The organism is Cobetia sp. 1CM21F, from assembly GCF_023161745.1.
Lineage (GTDB): Bacteria > Pseudomonadota > Gammaproteobacteria > Pseudomonadales > Halomonadaceae > Cobetia > Cobetia amphilecti.
On the sequence record NZ_JALNTQ010000002.1, the window covers coordinates 664,989 to 686,928 of the forward strand.

Consider the following 21,940-nt stretch of genomic DNA (forward strand, 5'->3'; position numbering starts at 1 on the left):
CGTTACTCCTTGAATGACAGCGAAGGATTGAGTGACATGCCGTCATCTTCGGACATGGCGCCATGGTGGATGCCGCCGCGCTCGAAGTGATAGCGACCGGTGTGCAGGGAAGACGGCCCCTTGCGCGCGAAGTGGAACATCAGCCACATCTCGATGACGAAGAACAGGCTGTAGAAGGCCAGGAAGCCACCGATGGACCACCACAGGTCGGACTCATCCAGACTCGAGGCCGCCATGAAGGTCGGCAGGATCTCCCCCACCGCCCACGGCTGACGCCCGAATTCGGCCACGAACCAGCCGGTTTCCACGGCGATGAACGGCAGCGGGATGGACAGCAGGCAGATCCACAGGAAGGGGCGCACGTCGAAGCGCTGCTTGGCGGTCATCCACACCGCCGCGATGAAGATCACCAGCATCGCCATGCCGCAGGCGACCATGATGCGGAACGAGAAGAACATCGGCGCGACCGGCGGAATCGAGTCGGCGGCGGCCTTGTCGATCATCTCCGGCGTGGCATCTGACGGAGTCTCGACGTAGCGCTTGAGCAGCATGCCGTAACCGAGATCATCCTTGACCGCATCGAAGGCCTTGCGGGTCGCGATGTCGTCCTGGCCATCACGCAGCTGCTGGAGCAGGTCATAGGCCTGCATGCCATTGAGGATGCGTCCGCGGTGCTCCTCGGTCAGCTCCTTGATGCCGGGGATCTCGGTATCCAGCGAGCGCGTGCCGATCAGGCCCATCACATAGGGAATGTGGATGCCGTAATCGGTGTGCTGGGTCTCCTCGTTGGGCAGACCGATCAGCGTGAAGGACGCCGGCGCCGGCTCGGTTTCCCACATCGCCTCGATGGCGGCCATCTTGGCCTTCTGGACATCCCCGACTTCATAGCCGGACTCATCGCCCAGCACGATCACCGAGGCCACCGAGAACAGACCGAAGGCGGCGGCGATGGCGAAGCTGCGCTTGGCGAAGCCCAGATCACGCCCCTTGAGCAGGTAGAAGGCGCTGATGCCGAGCACGAACATGGCGCCGGTGACATAGCCTGCCGACACGGTATGCACGAACTTGGCCTGGGCGACCGGGTTGAAAATGACATCCGCGAAGCTGGTCAGCTCCATGCGCATGGTCTCGAAATTGAAGGCCGCACCGACCGGATTCTGCATCCAGCCGTTGGCAATCAGGATCCACAGCGCCGAGAAGTTGGAGCCGAAGGCCACAAGCCAGGTCACCATCAGGTGCTGACGCTTGGTCAGGCGGTCCCAGCCGAAGAAGAACAGGCCAACGAAGGTGGATTCCAGGAAGAATGCCACCAGGCCCTCGATGGCCAGCGGCGCACCGAAGATGTCGCCGACGTAATGCGAGTAGTAGGCCCAGTTGGTGCCGAACTGGAATTCCATCGTCAGGCCAGTGGCCACGCCGAGGGCGAAGTTGATACCGAACAGCTTGCCCCAGAACTTGGTCATGTCCTGGTAGACCTGCTTGCCGGTCATGACATACAGGGATTCCATGATGGCCAGCAGGAAGGCCATGCCGATGGTCAATGGTACGAACAGGAAGTGGTAGAGCGCGGTCATGCCGAACTGGAACCGCGACAGCTCCACGACGGTATCGGAGATCATGTCTTAACCCCTTTGCGATAAGGCGGACGGCCAGGCTGCCGTCCCTGCATGCGCTTGCCACCGACTTCGGGCGGATACATCAGGCCGACTCTCGCCGGCAAGCACACAGGCAATGGCACCGTAGCACCAAGACCTTGGTCGACATTGTCTACCCTCCCGCGCCAGTCTCCAGATGTCAGGTTGTCGCACTTATCGGGCGAATGTCGCACCCGCCACCTCCGCCAAGTGCCTGTCGTCACTGGACAACTCCGCTGCAAGCCGCATGGATGCTGAAGCGACGGGCCTCGCTGGCCTGGCGCCATCTCAACGCTGACTCTGCGCACCCCTGCGCGCGCTGCGACCATCGACCACACTGCGACGTTGCACCACGCTGCGACCGACTGGCGCACCCAAGAGCCGCCAGCCGCCGCACAGAAAGCCATCACGGCCCCGCGCCATTGACGCGCTGGGATGGAGAGTTTTGTGCCGCAGGCCTGTCACTTCCCCAGCAGGCTAACTATCATGGCCAGTCATCGCAGCGCTCACCGACAAGGATTGCCAGTGCACGCTTACCGCCTATCACCCGAGACCGTGATTCCTACCTGACATGACGCATCGCTCCCCCATTCATCCCTCTGCTGGTCACACTGCCACCACCAGCCCCAGCGCCACGGCGCCGCGCGGCCACGGCGATTACTGCGAAGCCGGCCTCGCCCGCCTGCTGGAGCAGCACGACCTCAATAGCTTCGATGCCCTATGGCAAGTGGCAGCCCACGACGTCGACGCGCCGAATCGTGAACGCGGCGGCGTCTCGACGGTTTCGCTGCTGACGCTCGAGGATGAGGACGGCAACAGCCATCGCCTCTATCTCAAGCGCCAGACCAACCACCTGGGCCGCAGCCTGGCGCGCCCGCTGGGCGAACCGACCTTCTCTCGCGAATGGCGTGCCATCCGCCACTATCACGCGCTGGGAATACCGGCAGTGGACGCCGGCTGGTACGGCGAGCGGCGTGCTGGCCGGGAATGGCGCGCCATCCTGATCACCTTCGATCTCGCCGGGCGCGATGATCTGGACCACTGGCATGAACGCTGGTCAGAGCTCGACGCCGGCATGCGCTCTCAGGTCATTACCGCCAGCGCCCGCCTCGTTCGCGAGATTCATCAGGCTGGCCTGATGCATGGCTGCCTGTTCCCCAAGCACCTCTTCCTGAGTCGCCCGCCGAGTGAGTCGCCGGACAGCACCTGGCAGATGGACGCCGTCATCATCGACCTCGAGAAGACGCGCCGCTTCGTGCTGCGCCGCCACGAGTGCCTGCGCGATCTCTACGTGCTGTGGCGCCGCCTGAAGAGCTGGCAGCACGATGAATGGCGACAATTTCTTGCCGTCTATCACGATGCGGATGCGCAGAGCGCCGAGGTCAGTCAGTGGCTGAAAGAGCTGGAAGCACGCGCCGCACGCAAGCGTCGCTGAGCCTGCAGAGCCCGGTGACGATCTTTGGCGTAGTGAGTACTAACCTCGCGCACGGCATGCGACCAAGGTCTTGGTCACCTTGCGCGAGGATGAATGGGGATGTCGCTCGAATGCGTCATCACAAGTCTCACTCGTGAGACATTAAACTTCCCTGAAATAATCGGTAACATCCGCTAACAGGACGCCTAATAAGTTTTCAAACAACGTTCTAAAAAAATGCTTGCCAAACAGAACGCTGTTTTTTATAGTTCGCAGCGTCCCCTGATCGACGCAGCCACGCAGAGCACACGGCCCAAGCCGTAGGGTAGCGAGGCACTGCTGACAGGCAGCTCACGAAGCCAAGCTTCAAGGAGAACTACACATGAAAGCTATCAAGATCCTGACCGCTACTGTTATCGCCGGCACCATGGCAATGGGCGCACAATCCGCCATGGCCTATGGCAAGGGTGACATCTTCCTGCGCGGTGGCGTTGCCAAGGTCGACGGCAAGAGCAACAACGGCAACGGTCTGATCGCCAAGGACGAGTCTGGCTTCGCCGGTTCCGTGGGCTACATGTTCCACGACAACCTGGCCATCGCCCTGCAGTCCACTGAAGAATTCAGCACTGACTGGGAAAACAGCGCCGGTGGTTTCGATCAGATGCCGATCAACCTGATGCTGCAGTACTACCCGCTGGGCGGTACTGAAGCCCGTGTCCAGCCGTACGCTGGTGTCGGCCTGAACTACACCCACTTCTCCGGTGAGTCTGCCGGTGGCCAGAGCATGGACATCGATGACAGCTACGGCGCCGCTGCCGAGCTGGGTGTGGACCTCAAGATCACCGAAGCCTGGGCCGTCAACGGCTTCGCTCGTTACGCCGACGTCAAGGCCGATACCAAGATCGCCGGTCAGGACGTGAACGACACCGAGCTGGACCCGGTCACTGTCGGTGCCGGTGTCACCTACCGCTTCTAAGTTCTTGCACGAGGCGTGAACATGCCTCCAGCGAGTACCTGGCAAGCCGTGTGATGCCGCATCATTTACTAAAGCGTCAGCGATGGAGCTCGGCAACGCCGAGCCGTCCAGGCGCCAGATGGGCATCACACACAAACGCCGCAGACCTTCGGGTCTGCGGCGTTTTCGTTGTGGGCAGCCAACGGCTACATGGCCGATCTTCGCCGGCGCGGCGCAGAAATTGACCTGGATCAACCACGTCCCTGACCAAGCAAGAACGCCCGTAAACTCTTGCCCCAGATCAAATTTCTCGAAATTCGGCTACCTAGAATGGGGGCATTGTTTCCCGCCATCCTTCAGGAGCCATCATGTCCGACGTCGTCACTCGCTCAGCCTCCCTCCCCGCGCACCTGACTTCGCGTAGCCCGCGCTCTGCAGCACGCCCGTGGCAGCTTCTGGCACTGGCAGGCCTCACCAGCCTCGCGACTCTCGGCGCCGCACCGGCCATGGCCGCCGACTCGCTGAATGCCAGCTCTCACAGCTCTCACAGCTCTCTCAACTACGGCGCCGGGCAGTTCTGGACGCGTGCGGGGGTCGCCAAGGTCTCGCCGAAGAGTGACAACGGTCGCATCGATGCCATCGGTGCCGACGTGGATGTCGATGATGACAGCGCCTTTGCCTTCACTCTCGGCTATCGCTTCACCGACACCTTCGGTATCGAGCTGCTGGCGGCGCAGGATTTCGACCACGACATCTCGCTCAATGGCCAGAAGGCCGGTTCCGTCGATCACCTGCCGCCGACCCTGACACTGCAGTACTACCCGCTTGGCGGACGTGAATCGCGCATCCAGCCTTACATCGGCGCGGGCGTCAATTACACCCACTTCTCCGATGAAACCCTCGACGATGGCACCAAACTCGAGATGGATGACAGCTGGGGCGCGGCCGCACAGATCGGTGTCGATCTGGTGATCAACGAGCACTGGGCGGCCAACGTCGCCGCCTGGTATCTGGATATCGATTCCGATGTCACCGTGGCGGGCAGCGTCAACGACAAGGTCGAGATCGACCCCATCGTGACCATGGCCGGGATCAGCTATCGCTTCTGATCAGCCACTTCCTGGCTAGCGCTTCTGACTGGCCAGAAACGACAACGCCCCGCCAGCCCATCTCGGGCCGGCGGGGCGTTGTGCTTTGTACTTGGTGCTTTGTACTTGGTGAGTTGTGAGTTGTGCGCTCGGCACGCCTCAGCGCGGGGCGGCTTGCCCACTGTTCGTTACCGAGGCCTTGGAAGTTGCTGAAGCTGTTGAGGTTGAGGGCGTTGAGGGAGTTGAAGGCGAAGGCGGCGTGACGTCCTCCGCCGGCGCCTTGCTCACCTTGCCCGGACGCGGGCGGTCCAGCACCAGGCCCAGCACCACCAGTGCCGCGCCCGCCACCATCAGCGCGGCCCACTGCTCATCGAACAGCCACCATGCCATCAGCGCGGCACACGGCGGCACCAGGAAGAAGGTGCGCGCGACCTGATGGGCCTCGCCCCGTTCCAGCATCAGCATCAGCAGCCAGATGGCACCGACCGAGATGGCGATCACCAGCCAGGCCATGGTTAGCAGCAGACGCGGCGTGGGGTCAAAGGCAAAGCTGCCGACACTGGTCGCGGCGACGACGAACACCGCGCCCGCACCGAGATACTGGAACATCAGCCCCTCGACCAGCCCCATGCGCCCGGAGACCCGCTTCTGCCACAGCGTCGAGCTGGACACGCCGATCAGCGCCACCAGGCACCAGACGAGCCCGATCAGCGGCCACTCCAGGGTGCCCGCGCCATCCTTGGCAAGCCCTGCCCCCAGCACCAGACTGACGCCAATGGCGCCACAGCCAAGCCCCGCCCACTGCTTAGCGCCCAGCCGCACGCCGAACAGCGGCAGTGACAAGGCCGCCGTCACCAGTGGATGCAGGCTGACCAGCAGCGCCGTCAGGCCCGCCGGCAGCCCCGCCTTGACCGCCGCGAACACGCCGCCCAGGTAGGCGCCATGCAACAGCATGCCAATGCCCATCTGCGCCAGACGGTCATTGCGCCGGCCCCACTGACGCGGCTTGCGGCGCAGCCATAGAATCAACCCTAGCACCGGCAGCACCAGCAGGCTGCGCACCAGCAGCAAGGTGAAGGGTTCAGCGTCCAGGGTACCGAAGCGCGCGGCGATGAAGCCGCTGGCGAACAGAAACACGAAGCAAAGTGGCATCCACATCACGCAGACTCCAGCGAGAGAAATGACAAGCGATCGGTCCGGGGGCAGGTGCAGGACGTGCACCGACGGGACCACGACATGAGCCTTCAGCTTGCCGCGAACCCTCAAGGGGGCACAAGATACAGATAATCACCATTTCAAGGGGTACAGACAGGCATGTCATCCGCCGAGCACGCTTCGTCCGCCAGCCGCCCTTCGCTTGCAGGCCCCGCTATCAACTCAACCACCAACTCAGGCGCCACAGCCGCGACGCTGCCGCGCTATCAGCAGCTGGTCGAGCGACTCAAGACCCAGATGGCGACGGGCAAACTGAGCGCAGGACAGCGCCTGCCTTCGCTCAGGCGGCAGGCGGCGCAGGCGGGGCTCGGCCTCAACAGCGTGATTCGTGCCTATGGCGAGCTGGAGGCGGCGGGCCTGATCATCGCCGAACCGCGTGCCGGCTATCGGGTCGCGCCAGCGACGCAGGCTGCTCACGATACGAATGACCTGAATACCGGCTCACAGACCAGCCCGACTTCATCTCGTCATCCCGGCGTAGCGCAGCACGGGCAGCACGGACAGCACGGGCAGCGAGAATCACATCACAGGCCGCGCGCCATCACCACACTCACCATCAGTGACCCGGCCTGGCAGGCGATGGCGAATGCCAGTGATCCGCGCCTGGCGCCGTTGGGTGCCGCTCACCCGGAGCTGGACGCCCCCGCCGTGCGACGCCTGTATCGTCTGGCGCGCACTCAGCTCGGGGCGCATGCCCAGCACCCCAGCGCCTATGCCCTGCCGCCGGGCTCGAGTGCGCTGCGCACCGCCATCGCCCAGCACCTCAGCCACCACGGCCATCCCTGTGACAGCGACGCCCTGTTGATCAGCCAGGGGGCACAGCATGGCATGTCACTGCTGCTCGGCCAGCTGCGTGCCGCCAAGGGCCGCTGTCGGGTCGGCGTCGAAGCGCCGGGCTATTTCGGCATCGTGGCCGCCATTGAAGCCCAGGGCCATCAGGCGATCGCCATTCCGGCCCGCGCGCACCAGGGACTGGATGTCGCGGCGCTCGAGCGTCTGCTCGAACATCATGATGACAAGACGCCCGCCCTGACGCTGGATGCCCTGATCGTGACCGCGGATGGCCACAATCCCCTGGGCGGGCAGCTGAGCACGCCAGATCGCCACCGCCTGCTGGCACTGGCGGCACGCCACGCCATCCTGCTGGTCGAGAACACCACCTTTGCCGAGCTGAGTTTCGATACCCGCCAGCCGTGGCTGGCCGACCTCGCCCACCGCCATGCCGACAGGCCGATGCCTGCGCTGATCAGTCTCGGATCATTTTCCAAGACGCTGGACCCCCGCACCCGCTGCGGCTGGCTGTGGCTGTCACGGCCCGAGCAGGAGTCACCACTGGGGCTGCAGGCGATGATTCGGGCGCGCTGGGCCAATGGCATGGGCGACATGCCATGGATGCATGCTGCCCTGAGCGAACTGATCACCAGCGGGGATTACGGCCGCCACGTGCAGCGCATGCGACGCTGCTATGCGAGGCGCCTGGAGCGTCTGCGCGCGCACCTGAGCGCAGCGCTGGGCGACAGCGTCTGGCTGCCGCCGCCGAGTGGCGGCTATCTGCAATGGTGTGGCCTGCCCAGCCTTGAGGCACAGCAGCTGGAGCAGTTGCATCAGGACCTGCTGAACGCAGGCATCGCCACCCTGCCCGGCAGCCTGTTCAATGCCGAACAGTCCGGCCTGCGTCTGAATGCGGCCCAGCTCGGCGAGGAAGTGACGCAGAACGCTGCACGGCCCTCTGACGAGATTCCCCGCCAGCAGGACATACTGGCGCGCCTCACCGCTCACCTGCAAAAAGCCCTCGCACAGGGCGAGGGCTGATTGAGGTGCGATGCCTGAATTCGTCCATGGCACAGCCTTTCAGGCCATGCGCAGGGCCTGCTCGCGGCGACGCGCCCACACCTGATTGATCACCAGGGCCGCCACGATGACCGCCCCACCCAGCGCCAGACGCGCCAGGTCGGCGTCGCGGTTCCAGATCAGCAGATTGACCAGCAGGCCCGCCGGCACCAGCGCATTGTTCATGATCGCCAGCGTGCCGGCATCGACCCGCGTCGCGCCCTTGTTCCACAGGAAGTAGCCCAGCCCCGAGGCCACGATGCCCAGCCAGCCCAGCACCACGAAGTGCACCGGCTGCGACGGCAGCTTGTCGGTACTGCCGAACAGCAGGAACATCACGATCACCAGCGCCAGTGCGCCGAGATAGAACCAGCCGAACACATGGCGATGGGCGACATCCGCCGGCAGCTGCGGGGCAACCTGACGATAGGCCACCTGCCCGATGGCAAAGCACAGGTTGGCGCCCTGCACGACCGCAAAGCCGAGCCAGAAGCCGTCGCTGACCCCGTCGTAGCGAATGATCGCCGCACCCAGCACCGCAATCGCGGCGGTCAGCAGGTAGAATGGCGACAGGCGCTTGTTCATCAGGTCATCGAGCAAGGTGATGTAGATAGGCGTGAAGATGGTGAACAGCAGCACTTCCGGCACGGGCAGCAGCAGGAAGGAGCGATAGAAGAAGATGTACATCAGGCCGAGCTGGATCGCGCCGATGGCCATCAATTGGAAGCGCAGACGACCGCTGATCGCCCGCGGGCGCATGAATGGCGCAAAGATCAGGCACGCCAGCACGATACGCGTCAGTACGGCCAGATAGCTATCGACCTGACCGGACAGATAGACGCCGATCAGGGAAAACGAGAAGGCCCAGAGGGCCGTGACACCAATCAGGTAGGACATGACGAGTAAACTCGGTAGCCAGAAGAAGTTGACACCAATTGTAACCCTCTATGCGCTGCTCGCGCAGATCCGCCGGCTGGATTTTTCGTCACGCTCCGGCCCGGCCTCGCGCAATGCCTGGTCTGGCCAGGGAAGCGGCGAGGTGACGGTCTCTCGAGAAGCCGCTGCTTTCCCCCACGACGGGGCACGGCAGGCGGCTCAGCAAGAGGCGGAGAGCGTGGTATTTCTCGAGCAGGGCCAGTTCCAGCTCGAGGGCCAGTCATCCAGCGTCAACTTCCACAACCGCTATCGCTGGCAGCTGGCTGCGGATGGCGAGGCGCTGTCGCTCAGTCATGAACGTCGTGGCCGCGATGCCGCCGTCTTCCTGTTCGACCTGGTGGCCGACAGCCCTCGAGGCGAAGACCACTTCGTCAGTCGTGAAGCGCATCTGTGCATCGATGATCTCTACGCCGCCACGCTGGTCATCGTGCGCGATGAGGCGGGCAATGCCCTGGGCTTTGATCTCGACTGGCGCATCACCGGCCCGCGCAAGGATGAACACCTCGCCTACCGCTATCGCTGCTGAGCGCGACCAGCATCTGACATGAGCGCTGATGGCGCATGACGGAACCGCTGGCAGCACATGAAAACGCCGCTGACGAATCACTCCGTCAGCGGCGTTTTTGCTCTGGCAGTCGATACTGACAGTCGATACTGAAAGTCGATCTTGGCAGCCGATCAGGCCAGCAGACGCGCCTTGAACCACTCACCGATCGCCTCGATTTCCTCGAGACACACGGCGTGCGCCATCGGCCAGGTCTGCCATTCCAGCGGATGCCCCAGCGCACGCGCACTCTCGGCGCCCGCCTCGCCTAGTGCCAGCGGCACGATATCGTCGTGGGTACCGTGATGGACACTGATGGCCAGGCCCTGATTGGCGGCGCTCGGCGCAATGGTCGCGCTGGTCGCGAAATAGGTCGAGAGCGCCAGCAAGCCGCCCAGCGGACGCTCGCAGCTCAACGCCGCCTCATAGACTACCGCGCCGCCCTGGGAGAAGCCGGCCAGAATGATGCGCTCACTGGCGATGCCCAGGGCGATCTGCTCCTCGATCAAGGCATGCACGTAGGCTGCGGATTCACGCAGCTGCACCTCATCGACGCGCCGCCCGAGATTCATTTCGAGAATGTCGTACCAGGCTGGCATGCGCATGCCGCCATTGACGGTCACGGCCAGCTCCTGTGCATGCGGGAAGACGAAACGCACGCCGTGATTCTCAGGCAGACCCAACGCAGGCACCACGGGCACGAAATCACTGCCGTCAGCACCCAGGCCGTGCAGCCAGATCACGCTGGCATCCGCCTGGGCGCTCGGCTCGATGATCTGAGGGGCACGGTGGCCATGCTGCTGTGATGCGTCACTCATATTCAGCTCCGGTCGGTAAGAAGGGAAATGCCGCCCAGCCTACCATTGACGCCGTCATCTGCCATGCGCTGAGGCTGGCAATCTCACCATGAACAGGCAAATTGCCCTGTCACTCGACGCCCGCCAGCCTCACCAATGCCATAAACGCCATGATGACAGGATATCTTCAGCACCCGTCGAGCAAGGATTCTGTCAATCAAGGGTTCTGGTGCTATTGCAGAATGTCGGCCAGTTCGTTCACATCCTTCACGACATGATCGGGCTTCTTTGACAGCGGGAACAGGGCCTTGCCCGGGCGGGCGATGAACGTGGTCTGCAAGCCCGCCTCCTTGGCGCCCGCGACATCCCAGCCATGTGCCGCGACCATCATGGCTTCCTCGGGTTCGACATCAAGCTTGTCCAGCACCCATTCATAGGAACGCAGGTCCGGCTTGTAGATCTGGATATCCTCAATGCTGTAGCGCGCATCGAAATACGGCAGCAATCCCGCGTTTTCGAACTGCGCCTGAACGCCCTTGTTGGACGAGTTGGTCAGACTGACGATCTTGTAGCCTTCAGCCTTCAGCCTGGCCAGACCTTCCTTGACATCAGGGTGAGGCGGGAGTGTCAGCAACGGGGTGATGATGGCCTTCTTCGCCTGCTCATCCGTCAATTCGACACCGTTGTTCTGCGCGACCACCCGCAACGAGGCGACACCGATCTGCCCGAAATCGTGGTAATCCCGAGTCACGGTAGACACCAGAGAATAATGCAGCATGGTCGAGAACCACAGGGGCAGCAGGTCTTCTCTTCCCCCCAGTGCCTCGCCAACGGAACTGCGCATCGAGGCAAGATCCAGCAGCGTTTCATTGACATCGAAGATCAGCACCTTGGGCTTTTCGACGACATCACCCGCCATCACACTCCCTGACATCAGACCAACGCCCAACACCAATGAACCTGCCACTTTCTTGAGTTTTGCGCGCACCATCATGGGCCTCCACTTGATTGATATCATGGCATCCTGCCTCGGGATATCCGACATGCAGGCCGGCAACCACCAACGTTTAATCACCGTGACGCATCATGACACCCATACAGTGAACTGCCGATGAATCCTTACGAATTACCTGGAAAACCCTCAGCATATTGCGGGAATCAAGCAAGGTACCGTGTACAGAGTCGACCAACCACTTGCTGCGCCCTTCTGGAATCCGGGCATAAAAAAACCCGCCATGGTGGCGGGCAATGAATGTCGGGACAGCGACACCCAGGACAGGAAAGCGTTTGAGAAAGGGTTTTGCCACCAGGTCGTTCTAGAGGGGATGGTGGAGGGCCCCAAAGCCCTTGCTCAAGCGTTCTGCTCACTATCCAAGTGTCTCTACGTCTGGGATATTTCCTTTCGCTTTCCCTGAATTTCGGTAGTCACTGGCTTGCGCATCAGTGCCTACGCTTTCGATCGTCGCCGCGCGGTGATTCAAGCAGCAATCAGTTCACAGCGCTTCAATTGTTTCACAATGACAGCTTGCGGCATGAAGTCATGTGAAGCGTGTCATGTGAACCGTCAGCATCGAAAACTCAGCGATGATCGGCGTCGATATCGACTGCCCCATGCACATCACTATCGGCAAACACATTGCCACGGCTGGTGATCAGAATGTCAGGATTTGCGGCGTAGCGCTTTTCGCTCTTCTGATAATCACGCACTTCGCTGTGGATGCCGTGAGATTGAGCGCTATTGAAACGCGCATTGCTGCTGTCATCAGTGCTGATATCGGCACTGGCCAGACCGCTGGTGGCGAGGGCAAACGCTGCCAGGCCGTGAGTCATGAATGACTTGATCATCTTTCTATCCTCCGTTCATTTTCACTATCGAGTTGCCATGAAGTGACACATCATTGATCACTTCATGTACTGCGTATATCCAGGCGGGATATCTATCAGAGTTGATAACTGACATCACCCACGTGACCTATTGATAAAGACCATCAACAAGCACTACCCACAAGGATGCGGCTTACGATGGCGCGATATTCAGGCTTGCCCATGGCGGGACCCTTCTACGTCATCGTGCGAGGCACGGTGCGTCGCTGCGCGGGATGACTCCCGACAGATACCGGCCATTTCAGGAGGGGTCAGACTGTCGTTGCACTTCGCGACGAGGTATCACCTGGCGATCAGTGTCAGTGACACTGCTTTACGACTGGCTTGTTCACGCTTTTGATTCTTCGAGCTCTTATGTCTCCAAGCTCTTATGTCTCCAAGCCCTTATGTCTCCAAGCCCTTATGTCTTCAAGCTCTAGCTGCTTAAAACTCTTGCTGCTGCTCATGACGACACTTGCTGCGTGGTCACGAATCAGAGCGGGGCTCAGACAACCTGAATCAGACAATCTGGCTCAGACGCTTTCGCTCAGAGCATGCTGGACGCGAGTCGCGGAAACGCTCTTGCCAGCATCGTTGGCGAATTGCTGGGAGTCGGACGCCAGTGTCTCGCGCTGACCTTCGATCGCAGCATCGTTCAAGGAGCTTTCGACACGGCCCGCGGCAACGCTCATGCCGGTATCGGCAAAGGTGGCTTGCTCGGCGGCGGCGGACTGGGCCTGGCCGTGGATGCTGGATTCGCTGAGCGCAGAGCGCACCTGAAGGTCAGCGACGCTGTCTGCAAAGGCAGCACCGGTGGCAGCAACGGAAAGCGCGGTGGCGGCGATGAGGGTATTGAGCATTTTCATGAAATATCTCCAGTGAAATCTTTGTTCGGGTCAACCGGGCCAACTGGGTCAAAAAGGTCAGCCAGGTCGCAAGCAGAGTCCTTGTTCGCTGCCGTCAGCGTGACGGCGCGACGCATCAGGCGTTGTCGTTCAGGGCATGCTCGACACGTGACGCGGCAACGCTCTTGCCGGAATCATTGACGAACTGCTGGGTGTCGCGAGTGACCTGCGCCTGCTGGCCCTTGATGGTCTGGCTGTTCAGCGCCTGCTCGACACGGCTGGCCGCAACGCTCTTGCCTGCATTGGTGATGGTCTGCTGCTGAGTGGCTGCCTGCTGGGCCTGACCGTGGATCACGGATTCGCTGATGTTGGCGCGAACCTGCTGGTCGGCAACGCTATCGGCATTGGCGACGCCAGTGGCGGTCACGGACAGGGCAACGGCGGCGATAAGGGCATTGAGGGTTTTCATGAGATGACTCCAAAAAAGGTGAATAGCGAATAGATAAAAGGGAGATCAGTGCTGCTGTGGTCCCGGGCCTGGGGCCATGAATCAGGACCTGCAGACTCAGGCGTTGTCGTTCAGCGCATCTTCAAAGCGTGATGCCGCGACACTCTTGCCGTTGTCGTTGCTCAGGCTCTGGCCGCGGGAGACGGCGTGCGTCTGTTCACCCTTGATGGTGTCGGCGTTCAGGGACTGCTCGACACGGTTGGCAGCGGCACTCATGCCGGACTCGGCAGCATTGAGCTGCGTTGCGGCGGGCTGCGCCTGGCCGTGGATGACCTGTTCACTCAGTGCGGCACGCACCTGGGCATCGGCAACACTTTCATCAGCGGTGGCAACGCCGGTGGCAGCAATGGAAATGGCAGCGGCGGCGATCAGGGAAGTCAGGGTTTTCATGATGTTTCTCCAGAAATGGGCAAGGTCGAATGTCAGGTGAGTCGATGTTCGGGGGTCACCGAGTTGTCAGCGTGACCTACCCGGCTTCAGGCGTTGTCGCTGATGTGCTGCTGAACGCGGCTAGCGGCGACGCTCTTGCCCTGATCATTGACGGTGGCGTTGGCCTGGGACACGGCAGCGGTATCGACGCCGCGGATGTGGTCAGCATTGAGCGCCTGCTCAACGCGACCGGCAGCAACGCTCATGCCCGTTTCGGAGAAGCTCTGCTGGCTGGTGGCAGCCGGCTGAGTCTGGCCCATGATCTGCTGGCTGCTGATGGCGTTCTGGACGCGCACGGCGGCAGGGCTATCGTCGGCTGCGAATACGGAGGTGCTGGCAGTGGCGATGGCGACGGTAGCGATCAGAGTCTTGAGGGAAATATTTTTCATGGTGTATCTCCTGGTCCTGGTGCGGATGCTTCCGCTTTGAGTCGTTGTCAGTCAGTGAAGGATTGGTTTGCTGACCCCTGTCCGGGTCCTGGCCTTCACTGACTGTGGTGCGTGCTGCGTTTCGATGATTAACAGACTAATTGTTATGCTGCGTTCAAACTAGCCGTGCAACTGGAAGCTCACTGTTTCTCTTTGAGCAACGTCACTGGAAACGAACGGCCTTCCCCAGTGCTTGACCCTCCTGCCCCTCTCATCACCCATAAAGCTATTGCAGCGGTTCTGAAAAAGACTTGTACAACATGGAGAGTGCAAGAATTCCTTGTTTGCGTGCTGGCCCATCCCCTTGAGCGGCGCTTCGGCCTGGCAGATCACTATCGACTTTGGTTGAGGAAGACAGTGTCTCGCCCACCACCTTGGTCGAACATGCTGCACGCTGCAGGGTGTGTCTTGCTGTGCTGATGAGTTATACGTCGCCACAGCAGAACTGGATGCCACAAAAACAAGAAAATGCGTATTTTTCTTTTTGCTTTGGCTGAGACGCCTGAAAACAGCGTCCAGCAGCAAGAAATTGTGCACATCAATCTTTACGAATATTCATTGACCGATTATTCAGGGTGTGGATTCTGCCCCTCACACTGTCAATCGGTGACGCCTTGCCCACTGATGTCGAGAAGATTCATGTCGCTCGACAACCAAGAGCTCGAGGTCAGTACCGCCTCATCAGCCCTGCATATTTGCTGCAACGTTGATGGAGTGCATTGTGAACCTCGCGAGCCGCGGGATATATCCCCGCACCGGAACAGGATTGATTCCCCCAGCGAATCAATTCAGCGCTCTTCCAACCCGGACTGAAGCACCCTCACTCACCCACGCGAAGTAATCCCAACGTTTTCAATCGCTTAGGCGACCCACGCAACGATGTCAAAATGATGACAGCCTGGGGACTGCCGTCGCATTTCCGTCGGCGGACAGCAGAACGTGTTGGAAGAGCGTCAAGAAAGCGGTGAGAAAGTGTCGCGCGAGCAGCGCAAGACTGGCGCAAAGGGTCGGGTAAAGAGTGGCGAGTGAGGAAAAGGAGCGAGAAGATAGAGGGAGCAGAGAGAGGGAGTGGAGAAAGGAAATGGAGAAGGGAGTAGATAGAGAGAGGAAGGGAGCGCCAGCGTGACACCACGGCCGGCAAGCAGCACTCGGCTCGGTTCACACAGGGCCAGCCCCGAACAGTGCCACGCATTATCGACCGTCATCCGACGTGGGATACACTGGCGTCATGCCTATCGAGCCCGAAGCCCCGCCCCATGCATCGCCCCCTTTTGCCCAATGGGCCGACTCCCCCTGTGCGACCGGCTGCGACCTGCGCCGCGACTGCGCGCCCTACAGCCACCCGCGCGTCAGGGATATCGCCTGGCTTCTGAGTGCCCCGGACCTCTTGCAGCTTGCACGTTACCCGCGCCCGTCCCTGGCGGCACTCGGGCTGGAGGATGGCCGCGTCCGCCACCACTGGCTGATGACACTGGAGCAGGCGCCCCACGCGCTCGAGGCCGCAGTGAATGAGCGCCGCCACTATCGCCTGGGCCACTACCATGAGCTGCTCTGGCAATTCGTGCTGGCACACGCGCCCGGCAGTCGCCTGCTGGTCAACAACCTCAGGATTTCCCAGGGCAAGATCACGCTGGGGGAGCTGGACATGCTCTATCTGGCGGCGCAGGACACGGCGCCCACGCACCTGGAGGTCGCGATCAAGTTCTATCTCGGCCTGCCCGAAGGCCCTGAAGCGGCCGACAGTCCCGCACGCTGGATAGGCCCCGGCGGCGCCGACAGCCTCGCCATCAAGTATCAGTGCAGCCTTGAGCATCAATTGCCCCTCGCCTATACCGAGCGCGGGCAGCAGACGATTCGCCTGGCACTGACCAGACAAGCACTGGCCAGACAGGCACTGGCCAGACAGGCAGGCGCGAGCGAGACGAACTCACCGCTGGCAGAAGATCCGCCTGCCCCGCTGCTTGCAGGCCAGCAACTGGCATTGCCCGGTTGCCTGTTTCGCCCCTGGCAGCCAGATATAGCTCCCGCCGACACGCTGCCCCCTCCCCGCCATTGCCATCCCGAGAGTGCGCGCCAGGCCGGCTGGTGGATGAGCGTCAGTCAGTTTGCCGCCTTCTGTCAGACCCTCGAGGCCTCCCCGATGCATGACGGCCCGCTGCTGGGCTGTGTCAGGGAAAAACCTGCCTGGCTGGCCGCCCCGCCCATGGCGTCGCTACAACCATGGCATGAACTGGACCGCTGGCTGCGCGATCACTTCGTGCCACCTAGCGCCGCTGACGACCTCAGCCCGGACGAACCAGTTCAGCAGGTCACGGCGGCTCAGCAAGACGCGGCGGTTCAGCAGCACAGCCGCCAGCGCACGCATCAACACCCCCGCCAGCTGTGGCTGGAGCGCAGCGTGGCAGCGCCTGACGGCGAGCCGACCACCGCCAGCTCACCTCGCCAGCAATGGCGGATCTTCGTGGTGCCGGATGACTGGCCGAGCTTCATTCCACTACCGCCCCCACCACCTGCCGCGCAGTGAGCCTGACGCGTGGCTTGCTGGTGGCTTTGTCTTGCTACGTGAAATCAACGATAATGCGCCGCGTCAGATCAGGGTGGCGACAATCCGTCAGCCTGATCTCGCCATTCGGCCCGCGCGCAACACTACCCCGCTGCTCCCGGGTCTGCTGGTGACCCACCCCTGTCGCTAGCCAACGGCTTCTCGGCACGTCTTCTTGCCTGATCGACCACCTCATCGGTCACCTGATGACGCCTGCTGCAACGCATCTGCTGAATCCGTAGGACGTCATAGTGAAAACACGACTTTCCAGCCTCGATATCGTGGCGCTGGGCTTCATGACCTTTGCCCTCTTTCTGGGCGCAGGCAATATCATCTTCCCGCCTCAGGTGGGTCAGGGCGCGGGTGCCGAATTCTGGCCGGCGGCACTGGGCTTTCTGGCCACCGGTGTCGGCATGCCGCTGGCCGGTATCGTCGCGGTGGCCGTGATCGGCGGCGGCCTCGACAAGATCACCTCGCCGTTGCCCAAGTGGGCGGCCGCGGCCTTCGGCGTCGCCATCTACCTGTCCATCGGGCCGATGTTCGCGATTCCGCGCACCGGCACCGTGGCCTTCGAGATGGGCATGCGCCCCTTCATCGACATGTCAGCACAGAGCGGCCTGGCCCTGCATTCGGTGCTGTTCTTCGGCATCGCCACGCTGATCGCGCTGAGCCCGGGCAAGTTGATGGATGTGGTCGGCAAGTGGCTGACGCCGCTGCTGATCGCGCTGCTGGCGCTGATCGCGCTGTTCACCATCATCGACCCGCAGGGACCGCTGGGGCCGGTCAGCCCCGAGTGGGCCGAGGCGCCGTTCATGACCGGCTTCCAGCAGGGCTACCTGACCATGGATGCGCTGGCCTCGATGGTGTTCGGCATCCTGATCGTCTCGGCGATCAAGGCACGCGGCATCACCGCGACCGCTGACGTGACCCGCTACACCCTGTGGGCCGGCGCCATCGCCGCCATCTGTCTGGCCGCCGTCTACCTGCCGCTGACCTACATGGGTGCCACCAGCCATGCACTGGTCAGCGAAGCGGCCAAGGGCGAGCTGATCCCGGTCTACGTCGAGGCACTGTTCGGCGATGCCGGCAAGCTGATCCTGGCGCTGGTCATCACCCTGGCGTGTCTGACCACCGCAGTGGGCCTGTTGACCTCCTGCGGCGAGTTCTTCCATCGCCTGCTGCCGAGCGTACCCTACCGCCTGCTGGTGATCGTGATGGCCGTGGCCTCGGCGTTGATCGCCAATCTGGGCCTCTCGACCCTGATCAGCGTCTCGGTTCCGGTACTGGTGACGCTCTATCCGCTGGTGCTGGTGCTGACGCTGCTGTCCTACCTGCGTCCGCGCCTGCATGATGCGCCGCGCGTGTTCGCCTGGACCCTGGGCCTGACGCTGCTGGTCAGCCTGCTGGATGGCTTCGAAGCCAGTGGCATCGACTCGCTGATGGCCATCTCGCACCGCATCGAGCCGCTGCTGCCGCTGGCCTCGATGAATCTGGGCTGGCTGGCGCCGGCGCTGGCGGGGCTGATCATCGGCATGCTGGCCAGCCGTCGTGACCAGACGAACCTGGACCCGGCATTGGCCGCGCAGGACTGAGGCTCACGCCAATCAGTCGCGCAGCGTGACCAGAAACACGAAAGCCCGCCTCTCCAACGAGAGGCGGGCTTTTTGTTGCCACACGCCAGCTGACCGAAAACAGATGACAGGCACCCGTCCGCTGTCAGGCGATCGTCAGCGCGGCGTACTGCGCGACAGGCCCAGCTGAGCCAGGGTGGCGTCATCCAGCGCATGCACGGCCTCGACGCCGCTCAGCGCCGTGAAGTAGTCCGGCGTCAGGAAGTCACGCCCGCCAAGCAGGTGCTCCAGGTATTCGCGTGCCGGCTTGAGGCCCTCGGCGGTGCGCTCGGGCAGCGCCACATACACCCAGGCGTCGATCACGCCTTCGCGGGTGACGATGGGATGAAGGAAACGCTCATATTCATGCGGGCGGCCTTCGAAGGGGTCCATCAGCGTGATCTGCTCGGCCTCGAGCAGCTCGTACAGCACGCCTTCGACGCGCTCGCCCGGCGCAGGCTGCACGTTGGCATGCGCGATACCATCGACCCGAGAGGCCTTGTCGAAACTCAGGCGATGCTCTTGCAGCCAACCATGCACGGCCCGTCGCGTCTCGCCGATGCGTGCCACGACACGCGCCGGATTCATGTTGCTGCCGTAGGCGAAGTAATAGGCCATGCAAGCTCCTGACAGTTGTCTCGAGGCGCAATGCGAGGGCATCACGCGCGAAGGGCTCAGTGGGAGGTGTCGGGTAGAGGAGGCTCAGTGCGAGGTGAGATGCCTGCCCGGCAATCAGTGCGTCGTGATCAGCGTGTCGATCTCGCGAATCACTTCCGTCATCGCCACGCGGCGCTCGGGGCGGGCATCCTTCAACCAGGCCTCGATGGCCGGCGCCACTTCACACTTGGCGGGGAACGGCGCGCGGGCATCGCACAGCGCTTGCAGACGGGCGATGAACACGAAGCGCAGCCACTGGCCCATGTCCATGCGATCGACACAGAATGGCTCCACACTCATGAAGGCCTGCGGGGATGGCGTGTCCATGCGCCACAGGTCTGCTGCCTTCATGGTCGCTTCCAGACGTGCCAGCAGCGCGCGCAGCTCGTCGTAGGGATTGCCGGCGATCTCGCCGTCCTGGGGTTGTTCAGTCGGATTCATGCGACCTCCGTCAAATCATGCATGGTTCGTTCACGCTATTATCCCGATGATGCTAACGGAAGGCCAGGAGGCCGCATGGCAGACACGCTGTTCAATGATGTGATGATACTGCTGGGAGCCTCGGTAGTGGCCGCGGCGCTGTTCCGCCGCCTGCATCTGCCGCCGGTGCTGGCCTATCTGGCGGTCGGCTTTCTGGTCGGCCCTCATCTGGCGGGCTGGATCGGTCGCCCGGAAGAACTCGCCTTCCTGTCGGAATTCGGACTGGTGTTTCTGCTCTTCTCGCTCGGCCTCGAATTCTCGGTGCCGCGCATGCGCGCCCTCAAGACCACGGTATTCGGGCTGGGCGCCTGTCAGGTGGCGGTATGCAGCGGGCTGTTCTGGGCGCTGGGCTGTGCGCTTGGCCTGTCACCGGCGGCGGCACTGGTCGCGGCCGGCGCGCTGGGGCTTTCCTCCACCGCCATCGTCACGCGGGAACTGGCGCGCTGGAATGAGCTGGACAGCCCCCACGGCCACGCCGCCGTGGGCGTGCTGCTGTTCCAGGATCTCGCCGCCCTGCTGTTCCTGATCCTGATTCCGGCCATGGCCGGTGATGGCAGCCAGCTGCTCAGTGACCTGGGCCTGATGCTCATCAAGGGGTTGGGGCTGGTGGCGGTGATGCTGATGATCGGCAAGTGGGTGCTGCCGTTCGTGTTCCAGGAAATCTCGCGCGCGCGCTCGGAAGAGCTGTTCGTGCTCACCGTGCTGCTGGTGGCGCTGTTCTCCGCCTGGCTGACCCACAGCCTGCATCTGTCGATGGCGCTGGGCGCCTTCCTGGCCGGGATGATGCTCGGCGAGAGTCATTTCCGCCATCAGATCGAGGCCGACATCCGGCCCTTCCGCGACATCCTGCTGGGGCTGTTCTTCGTCTCGGTGGGCATGTTGCTGGACCCGCATGTGCTGCTGGCCCAGTGGTATTGGGTCGTCATCGGCGTGGCCTGCCTGCTGGCGACCAAGGCACTGCTGATCACCGGACTGGCGCGCCTCTCCGGCCGCCCGCTGGACAGCGCGCTGCGCACTGGCCTGGTGCTGTCCCAGGGCGGAGAATTCGGCTTCGCGCTGCTGGCCCTGGCCAGTCAGCAACGCCTGATGGACAACGAGACCGTGGGCCTGGTGGTGGCGATCATCATCGGCTCGCTGGTGGTCACGCCGAGCCTGATTCGCCACAACCAGCAGCTGACGCGCCGCCTGTGCCGCTCCACCACGCCCACCCAGGAGAACCCGCACACCACCGCGGAGCTGAGCGCCGCCACCGCCCCGCTCAGTGGCCATGTCATCGTGTGCGGCTTCGGGCGTGTCGGCCAGACGGTGGGGCGATTTCTCACTCAGGAGAAACTTGAGTGGATCGCCATCGATGCCGACCCCATCCGCGTCCACGAGGCCGCCAGCGCCGGTGAGCCGGTGGTGTTCGGTGATGCGCAGCGTCTGGAAATCCTGCGCGCACTCGGTATCGAGCGCGCCCGTCAGGTGGTGATCACCGTCAATCAGCTCTCGCATGCGCTGGCCATTCTGCGCGCCATCCAGCCGCTGGAACTCGAGGACCTCAAGGTGCTGGTGCGCACCCAGGATGACGCGGACCTCGAGACCTACAAGGCCGCCGGGGCCACCGAGGTGATTCCCGAGGTGCTCGAGGGATCGCTGATGCTGGTCTCGCATGTGCTGGTCAATCTCGAGGTGCCCTTCCGACGGGTGGCGCGCTCGATCCAGAATGCACGCGAAGCGCGCTACAGCATGCTGCATGGCTATTTTCATGGTCAGCAGTCCCAGCTGACCGACAAACGCGGCAACCCGCTGCTGCGGCGTCATCCGCTGACGCTGACCGCCGATGCCTGGGCCTGTGGCCGGCGACTGGACGACATCGCCCTGCCGGAAGTGTGCGGCATTCTCGTCTCACGCGTGGTGCGCGCCAGTGGCGAGAACCTGGAAGAACCCACCGGCGACCTGACGCTGGCGTGTGGCGATACACTGGTATTATCGGGATTGGCTGATCATATTGAAGAGGCGGAAACCCGCCTGCTGACCGGCTGAAAGGCCTTGAGCGGCAGGCGATACCCAAGACTCCGCCGCCTGCTGTCCTGCCGCCAGCAACCGTGCTGGCGGCGGGAGGGAGAGCGTCACAGAGAGTCAGCTCGGATGAAGATACTGATGAGCACACTGAAGGGATCGAC

At 62.5% G+C, this 21,940-nt stretch carries 20 protein-coding genes; 8 read left to right on the forward strand and 12 right to left on the reverse strand.

Translation table 11 applies throughout. From position 1 onward, the window contains the following. Positions 1 to 2: 2 nt before the first annotated feature. Positions 3 to 1,619 (reverse strand): cytochrome ubiquinol oxidase subunit I, encoded by a 1,617-nt coding sequence (locus tag MSG32_RS08465; RefSeq protein ID WP_054556794.1) that lies wholly within the window; start codon positions 1,617 to 1,619, stop codon positions 3 to 5. Between the two features lie 586 nt (positions 1,620 to 2,205). Between MSG32_RS08465 and MSG32_RS08470 the strand changes: the two genes are divergently transcribed. From MSG32_RS08470 to MSG32_RS08480, 3 genes are all read left to right on the forward strand, one after another. Next, the gene (locus MSG32_RS08470) at positions 2,206 to 3,069 is read left to right on the forward strand and encodes a lipopolysaccharide kinase InaA family protein (protein ID WP_248379144.1); all 864 of its coding nucleotides are present in this window, start codon (positions 2,206 to 2,208) and stop codon (positions 3,067 to 3,069) included. 361 nt (positions 3,070 to 3,430) lie between these two features. Continuing rightward, on the forward strand, positions 3,431 to 4,024 hold the full coding sequence (locus MSG32_RS08475; RefSeq protein ID WP_054556795.1) for an OmpW family outer membrane protein: 594 nt from the start codon (positions 3,431 to 3,433) through the stop codon (positions 4,022 to 4,024). A 347-nt stretch (positions 4,025 to 4,371) separates the two neighbouring features. Beyond that, the gene (locus MSG32_RS08480; protein WP_282460319.1) at positions 4,372 to 5,112 is read left to right on the forward strand and encodes an OmpW family outer membrane protein; all 741 of its coding nucleotides are present in this window, start codon (positions 4,372 to 4,374) and stop codon (positions 5,110 to 5,112) included. A 138-nt stretch (positions 5,113 to 5,250) separates the two neighbouring features. Here the strand turns inward: MSG32_RS08480 and MSG32_RS08485 are convergent, their stop codons facing one another. After that, positions 5,251 to 6,249, reverse strand: a complete 999-nt coding sequence (locus tag MSG32_RS08485; protein ID WP_248379145.1) for a DMT family transporter — start codon at positions 6,247 to 6,249, stop codon at positions 5,251 to 5,253. Between the two features lie 156 nt (positions 6,250 to 6,405). On the opposite strand from MSG32_RS08485, the gene MSG32_RS08490 reads away from it, so the two are divergent. Continuing rightward, a complete protein-coding gene (locus MSG32_RS08490) occupies positions 6,406 to 8,118 on the forward strand; it encodes a PLP-dependent aminotransferase family protein (RefSeq protein WP_248379146.1) in 1,713 nt (570 codons plus the stop codon). Positions 8,119 to 8,157: 39 nt separating this feature from the next. Here MSG32_RS08490 and MSG32_RS08495 read toward each other — a convergent pair whose 3' ends face one another. After that, complete coding sequence (locus MSG32_RS08495) at positions 8,158 to 9,033, reverse strand: carboxylate/amino acid/amine transporter (protein WP_213113909.1); 876 nt, start codon at positions 9,031 to 9,033, stop codon at positions 8,158 to 8,160. Here MSG32_RS08495 and MSG32_RS08500 point away from each other — a divergent pair. Continuing rightward, positions 9,032 to 9,598: a DUF6314 family protein gene (locus MSG32_RS08500; protein WP_248379147.1), complete on the forward strand. Its 567-nt coding sequence runs from the start codon at positions 9,032 to 9,034 to the stop codon at positions 9,596 to 9,598. The two genes, MSG32_RS08495 and MSG32_RS08500, sit on opposite strands and share 2 nt — an antisense overlap. Before the next feature lie 152 nt (positions 9,599 to 9,750). Here MSG32_RS08500 and MSG32_RS08505 read toward each other — a convergent pair whose 3' ends face one another. The 7 genes from MSG32_RS08505 to MSG32_RS08535 all read right to left on the reverse strand — a co-directional run bounded on the left by MSG32_RS08505 (position 9,751) and on the right by MSG32_RS08535 (position 14,447). Continuing rightward, positions 9,751 to 10,434, reverse strand: a complete 684-nt coding sequence (locus MSG32_RS08505) for an alpha/beta hydrolase (RefSeq protein WP_248379148.1) — start codon at positions 10,432 to 10,434, stop codon at positions 9,751 to 9,753. A gap of 211 nt (positions 10,435 to 10,645) precedes the next feature. Then, entirely contained in the window at positions 10,646 to 11,458 is an 813-nt protein-coding gene (locus MSG32_RS08510) for a haloacid dehalogenase type II (RefSeq protein ID WP_248379149.1), read from the reverse strand. A 533-nt stretch (positions 11,459 to 11,991) separates the two neighbouring features. Continuing rightward, positions 11,992 to 12,258: a hypothetical protein gene (locus MSG32_RS08515; protein ID WP_192837887.1), complete on the reverse strand. Its 267-nt coding sequence runs from the start codon at positions 12,256 to 12,258 to the stop codon at positions 11,992 to 11,994. Between the two features lie 551 nt (positions 12,259 to 12,809). Next, complete coding sequence (locus MSG32_RS08520) at positions 12,810 to 13,142, reverse strand: hypothetical protein (RefSeq protein ID WP_215824133.1); 333 nt, start codon at positions 13,140 to 13,142, stop codon at positions 12,810 to 12,812. Between the two features lie 115 nt (positions 13,143 to 13,257). Beyond that, positions 13,258 to 13,590 carry a hypothetical protein gene (locus tag MSG32_RS08525; RefSeq protein WP_248379150.1) on the reverse strand — a complete coding sequence of 111 codons (333 nt, stop codon included), beginning with the start codon at positions 13,588 to 13,590 and terminating at the stop codon, positions 13,258 to 13,260. Between the two features lie 96 nt (positions 13,591 to 13,686). Beyond that, positions 13,687 to 14,019, reverse strand: a complete 333-nt coding sequence (locus tag MSG32_RS08530) for a hypothetical protein (RefSeq protein WP_043335406.1) — start codon at positions 14,017 to 14,019, stop codon at positions 13,687 to 13,689. A gap of 86 nt (positions 14,020 to 14,105) precedes the next feature. Next, the gene (locus MSG32_RS08535) at positions 14,106 to 14,447 is read right to left on the reverse strand and encodes a hypothetical protein (protein WP_107335218.1); all 342 of its coding nucleotides are present in this window, start codon (positions 14,445 to 14,447) and stop codon (positions 14,106 to 14,108) included. A 1,267-nt stretch (positions 14,448 to 15,714) separates the two neighbouring features. Here MSG32_RS08535 and MSG32_RS08540 point away from each other — a divergent pair. Together MSG32_RS08540 and brnQ are read left to right on the forward strand one after the other, a co-directional pair. Beyond that, positions 15,715 to 17,010: a DUF1853 family protein gene (locus tag MSG32_RS08540; RefSeq protein ID WP_248379151.1), complete on the forward strand. Its 1,296-nt coding sequence runs from the start codon at positions 15,715 to 15,717 to the stop codon at positions 17,008 to 17,010. Positions 17,011 to 17,279: 269 nt separating this feature from the next. Beyond that, positions 17,280 to 18,620, forward strand: a complete 1,341-nt coding sequence (brnQ, locus tag MSG32_RS08545; protein ID WP_248379152.1) for a branched-chain amino acid transport system II carrier protein — start codon at positions 17,280 to 17,282, stop codon at positions 18,618 to 18,620. A 135-nt stretch (positions 18,621 to 18,755) separates the two neighbouring features. Here the strand turns inward: brnQ and MSG32_RS08550 are convergent, their stop codons facing one another. Both MSG32_RS08550 and MSG32_RS08555 read right to left on the reverse strand, forming a co-directional pair. Next, a complete protein-coding gene (locus tag MSG32_RS08550; RefSeq protein ID WP_248379153.1) occupies positions 18,756 to 19,256 on the reverse strand; it encodes a gamma-glutamylcyclotransferase family protein in 501 nt (166 codons plus the stop codon). A gap of 114 nt (positions 19,257 to 19,370) precedes the next feature. After that, positions 19,371 to 19,736 (reverse strand): YqcC family protein, encoded by a 366-nt coding sequence (locus tag MSG32_RS08555; protein ID WP_054556809.1) that lies wholly within the window; start codon positions 19,734 to 19,736, stop codon positions 19,371 to 19,373. 75 nt (positions 19,737 to 19,811) lie between these two features. Between MSG32_RS08555 and MSG32_RS08560 the strand changes: the two genes are divergently transcribed. Beyond that, positions 19,812 to 21,800 (forward strand): cation:proton antiporter, encoded by a 1,989-nt coding sequence (locus tag MSG32_RS08560; RefSeq protein ID WP_248379154.1) that lies wholly within the window; start codon positions 19,812 to 19,814, stop codon positions 21,798 to 21,800. Positions 21,801 to 21,940: the final 140 nt, after the last annotated feature.

What these genes read in the sequence shown, in the direction of transcription:
- MSG32_RS08465 (WP_054556794.1), bottom strand. Translation starts at nt 1,619, where the DNA reads ATGATCTCCGATACCGTCGTGGAGCTGTCGCGGTTCCAGTTCGGCATG.
- MSG32_RS08470 (WP_248379144.1), top strand. Translation starts at nt 2,206, where the DNA reads ATGACGCATCGCTCCCCCATTCATCCCTCTGCTGGTCACACTGCCACC.
- MSG32_RS08475 (WP_054556795.1), top strand. Translation starts at nt 3,431, where the DNA reads ATGAAAGCTATCAAGATCCTGACCGCTACTGTTATCGCCGGCACCATG.
- MSG32_RS08480 (WP_282460319.1), top strand. Translation starts at nt 4,372, where the DNA reads ATGTCCGACGTCGTCACTCGCTCAGCCTCCCTCCCCGCGCACCTGACT.
- MSG32_RS08485 (WP_248379145.1), bottom strand. Translation starts at nt 6,249, where the DNA reads ATGTGGATGCCACTTTGCTTCGTGTTTCTGTTCGCCAGCGGCTTCATC.
- MSG32_RS08490 (WP_248379146.1), top strand. Translation starts at nt 6,406, where the DNA reads ATGTCATCCGCCGAGCACGCTTCGTCCGCCAGCCGCCCTTCGCTTGCA.
- MSG32_RS08500 (WP_248379147.1), top strand. Translation starts at nt 9,032, where the DNA reads ATGACGAGTAAACTCGGTAGCCAGAAGAAGTTGACACCAATTGTAACC.
- MSG32_RS08495 (WP_213113909.1), bottom strand. Translation starts at nt 9,033, where the DNA reads ATGTCCTACCTGATTGGTGTCACGGCCCTCTGGGCCTTCTCGTTTTCC.
- MSG32_RS08505 (WP_248379148.1), bottom strand. Translation starts at nt 10,434, where the DNA reads ATGAGTGACGCATCACAGCAGCATGGCCACCGTGCCCCTCAGATCATC.
- MSG32_RS08510 (WP_248379149.1), bottom strand. Translation starts at nt 11,458, where the DNA reads ATGTCGGATATCCCGAGGCAGGATGCCATGATATCAATCAAGTGGAGG.
- MSG32_RS08515 (WP_192837887.1), bottom strand. Translation starts at nt 12,258, where the DNA reads ATGATCAAGTCATTCATGACTCACGGCCTGGCAGCGTTTGCCCTCGCC.
- MSG32_RS08520 (WP_215824133.1), bottom strand. Translation starts at nt 13,142, where the DNA reads ATGAAAATGCTCAATACCCTCATCGCCGCCACCGCGCTTTCCGTTGCT.
- MSG32_RS08525 (WP_248379150.1), bottom strand. Translation starts at nt 13,590, where the DNA reads ATGAAAACCCTCAATGCCCTTATCGCCGCCGTTGCCCTGTCCGTGACC.
- MSG32_RS08530 (WP_043335406.1), bottom strand. Translation starts at nt 14,019, where the DNA reads ATGAAAACCCTGACTTCCCTGATCGCCGCCGCTGCCATTTCCATTGCT.
- MSG32_RS08535 (WP_107335218.1), bottom strand. Translation starts at nt 14,447, where the DNA reads ATGAAAAATATTTCCCTCAAGACTCTGATCGCTACCGTCGCCATCGCC.
- MSG32_RS08540 (WP_248379151.1), top strand. Translation starts at nt 15,715, where the DNA reads ATGCCTATCGAGCCCGAAGCCCCGCCCCATGCATCGCCCCCTTTTGCC.
- MSG32_RS08550 (WP_248379153.1), bottom strand. Translation starts at nt 19,256, where the DNA reads ATGGCCTATTACTTCGCCTACGGCAGCAACATGAATCCGGCGCGTGTC.
- MSG32_RS08555 (WP_054556809.1), bottom strand. Translation starts at nt 19,736, where the DNA reads ATGAATCCGACTGAACAACCCCAGGACGGCGAGATCGCCGGCAATCCC.
- MSG32_RS08560 (WP_248379154.1), top strand. Translation starts at nt 19,812, where the DNA reads ATGGCAGACACGCTGTTCAATGATGTGATGATACTGCTGGGAGCCTCG.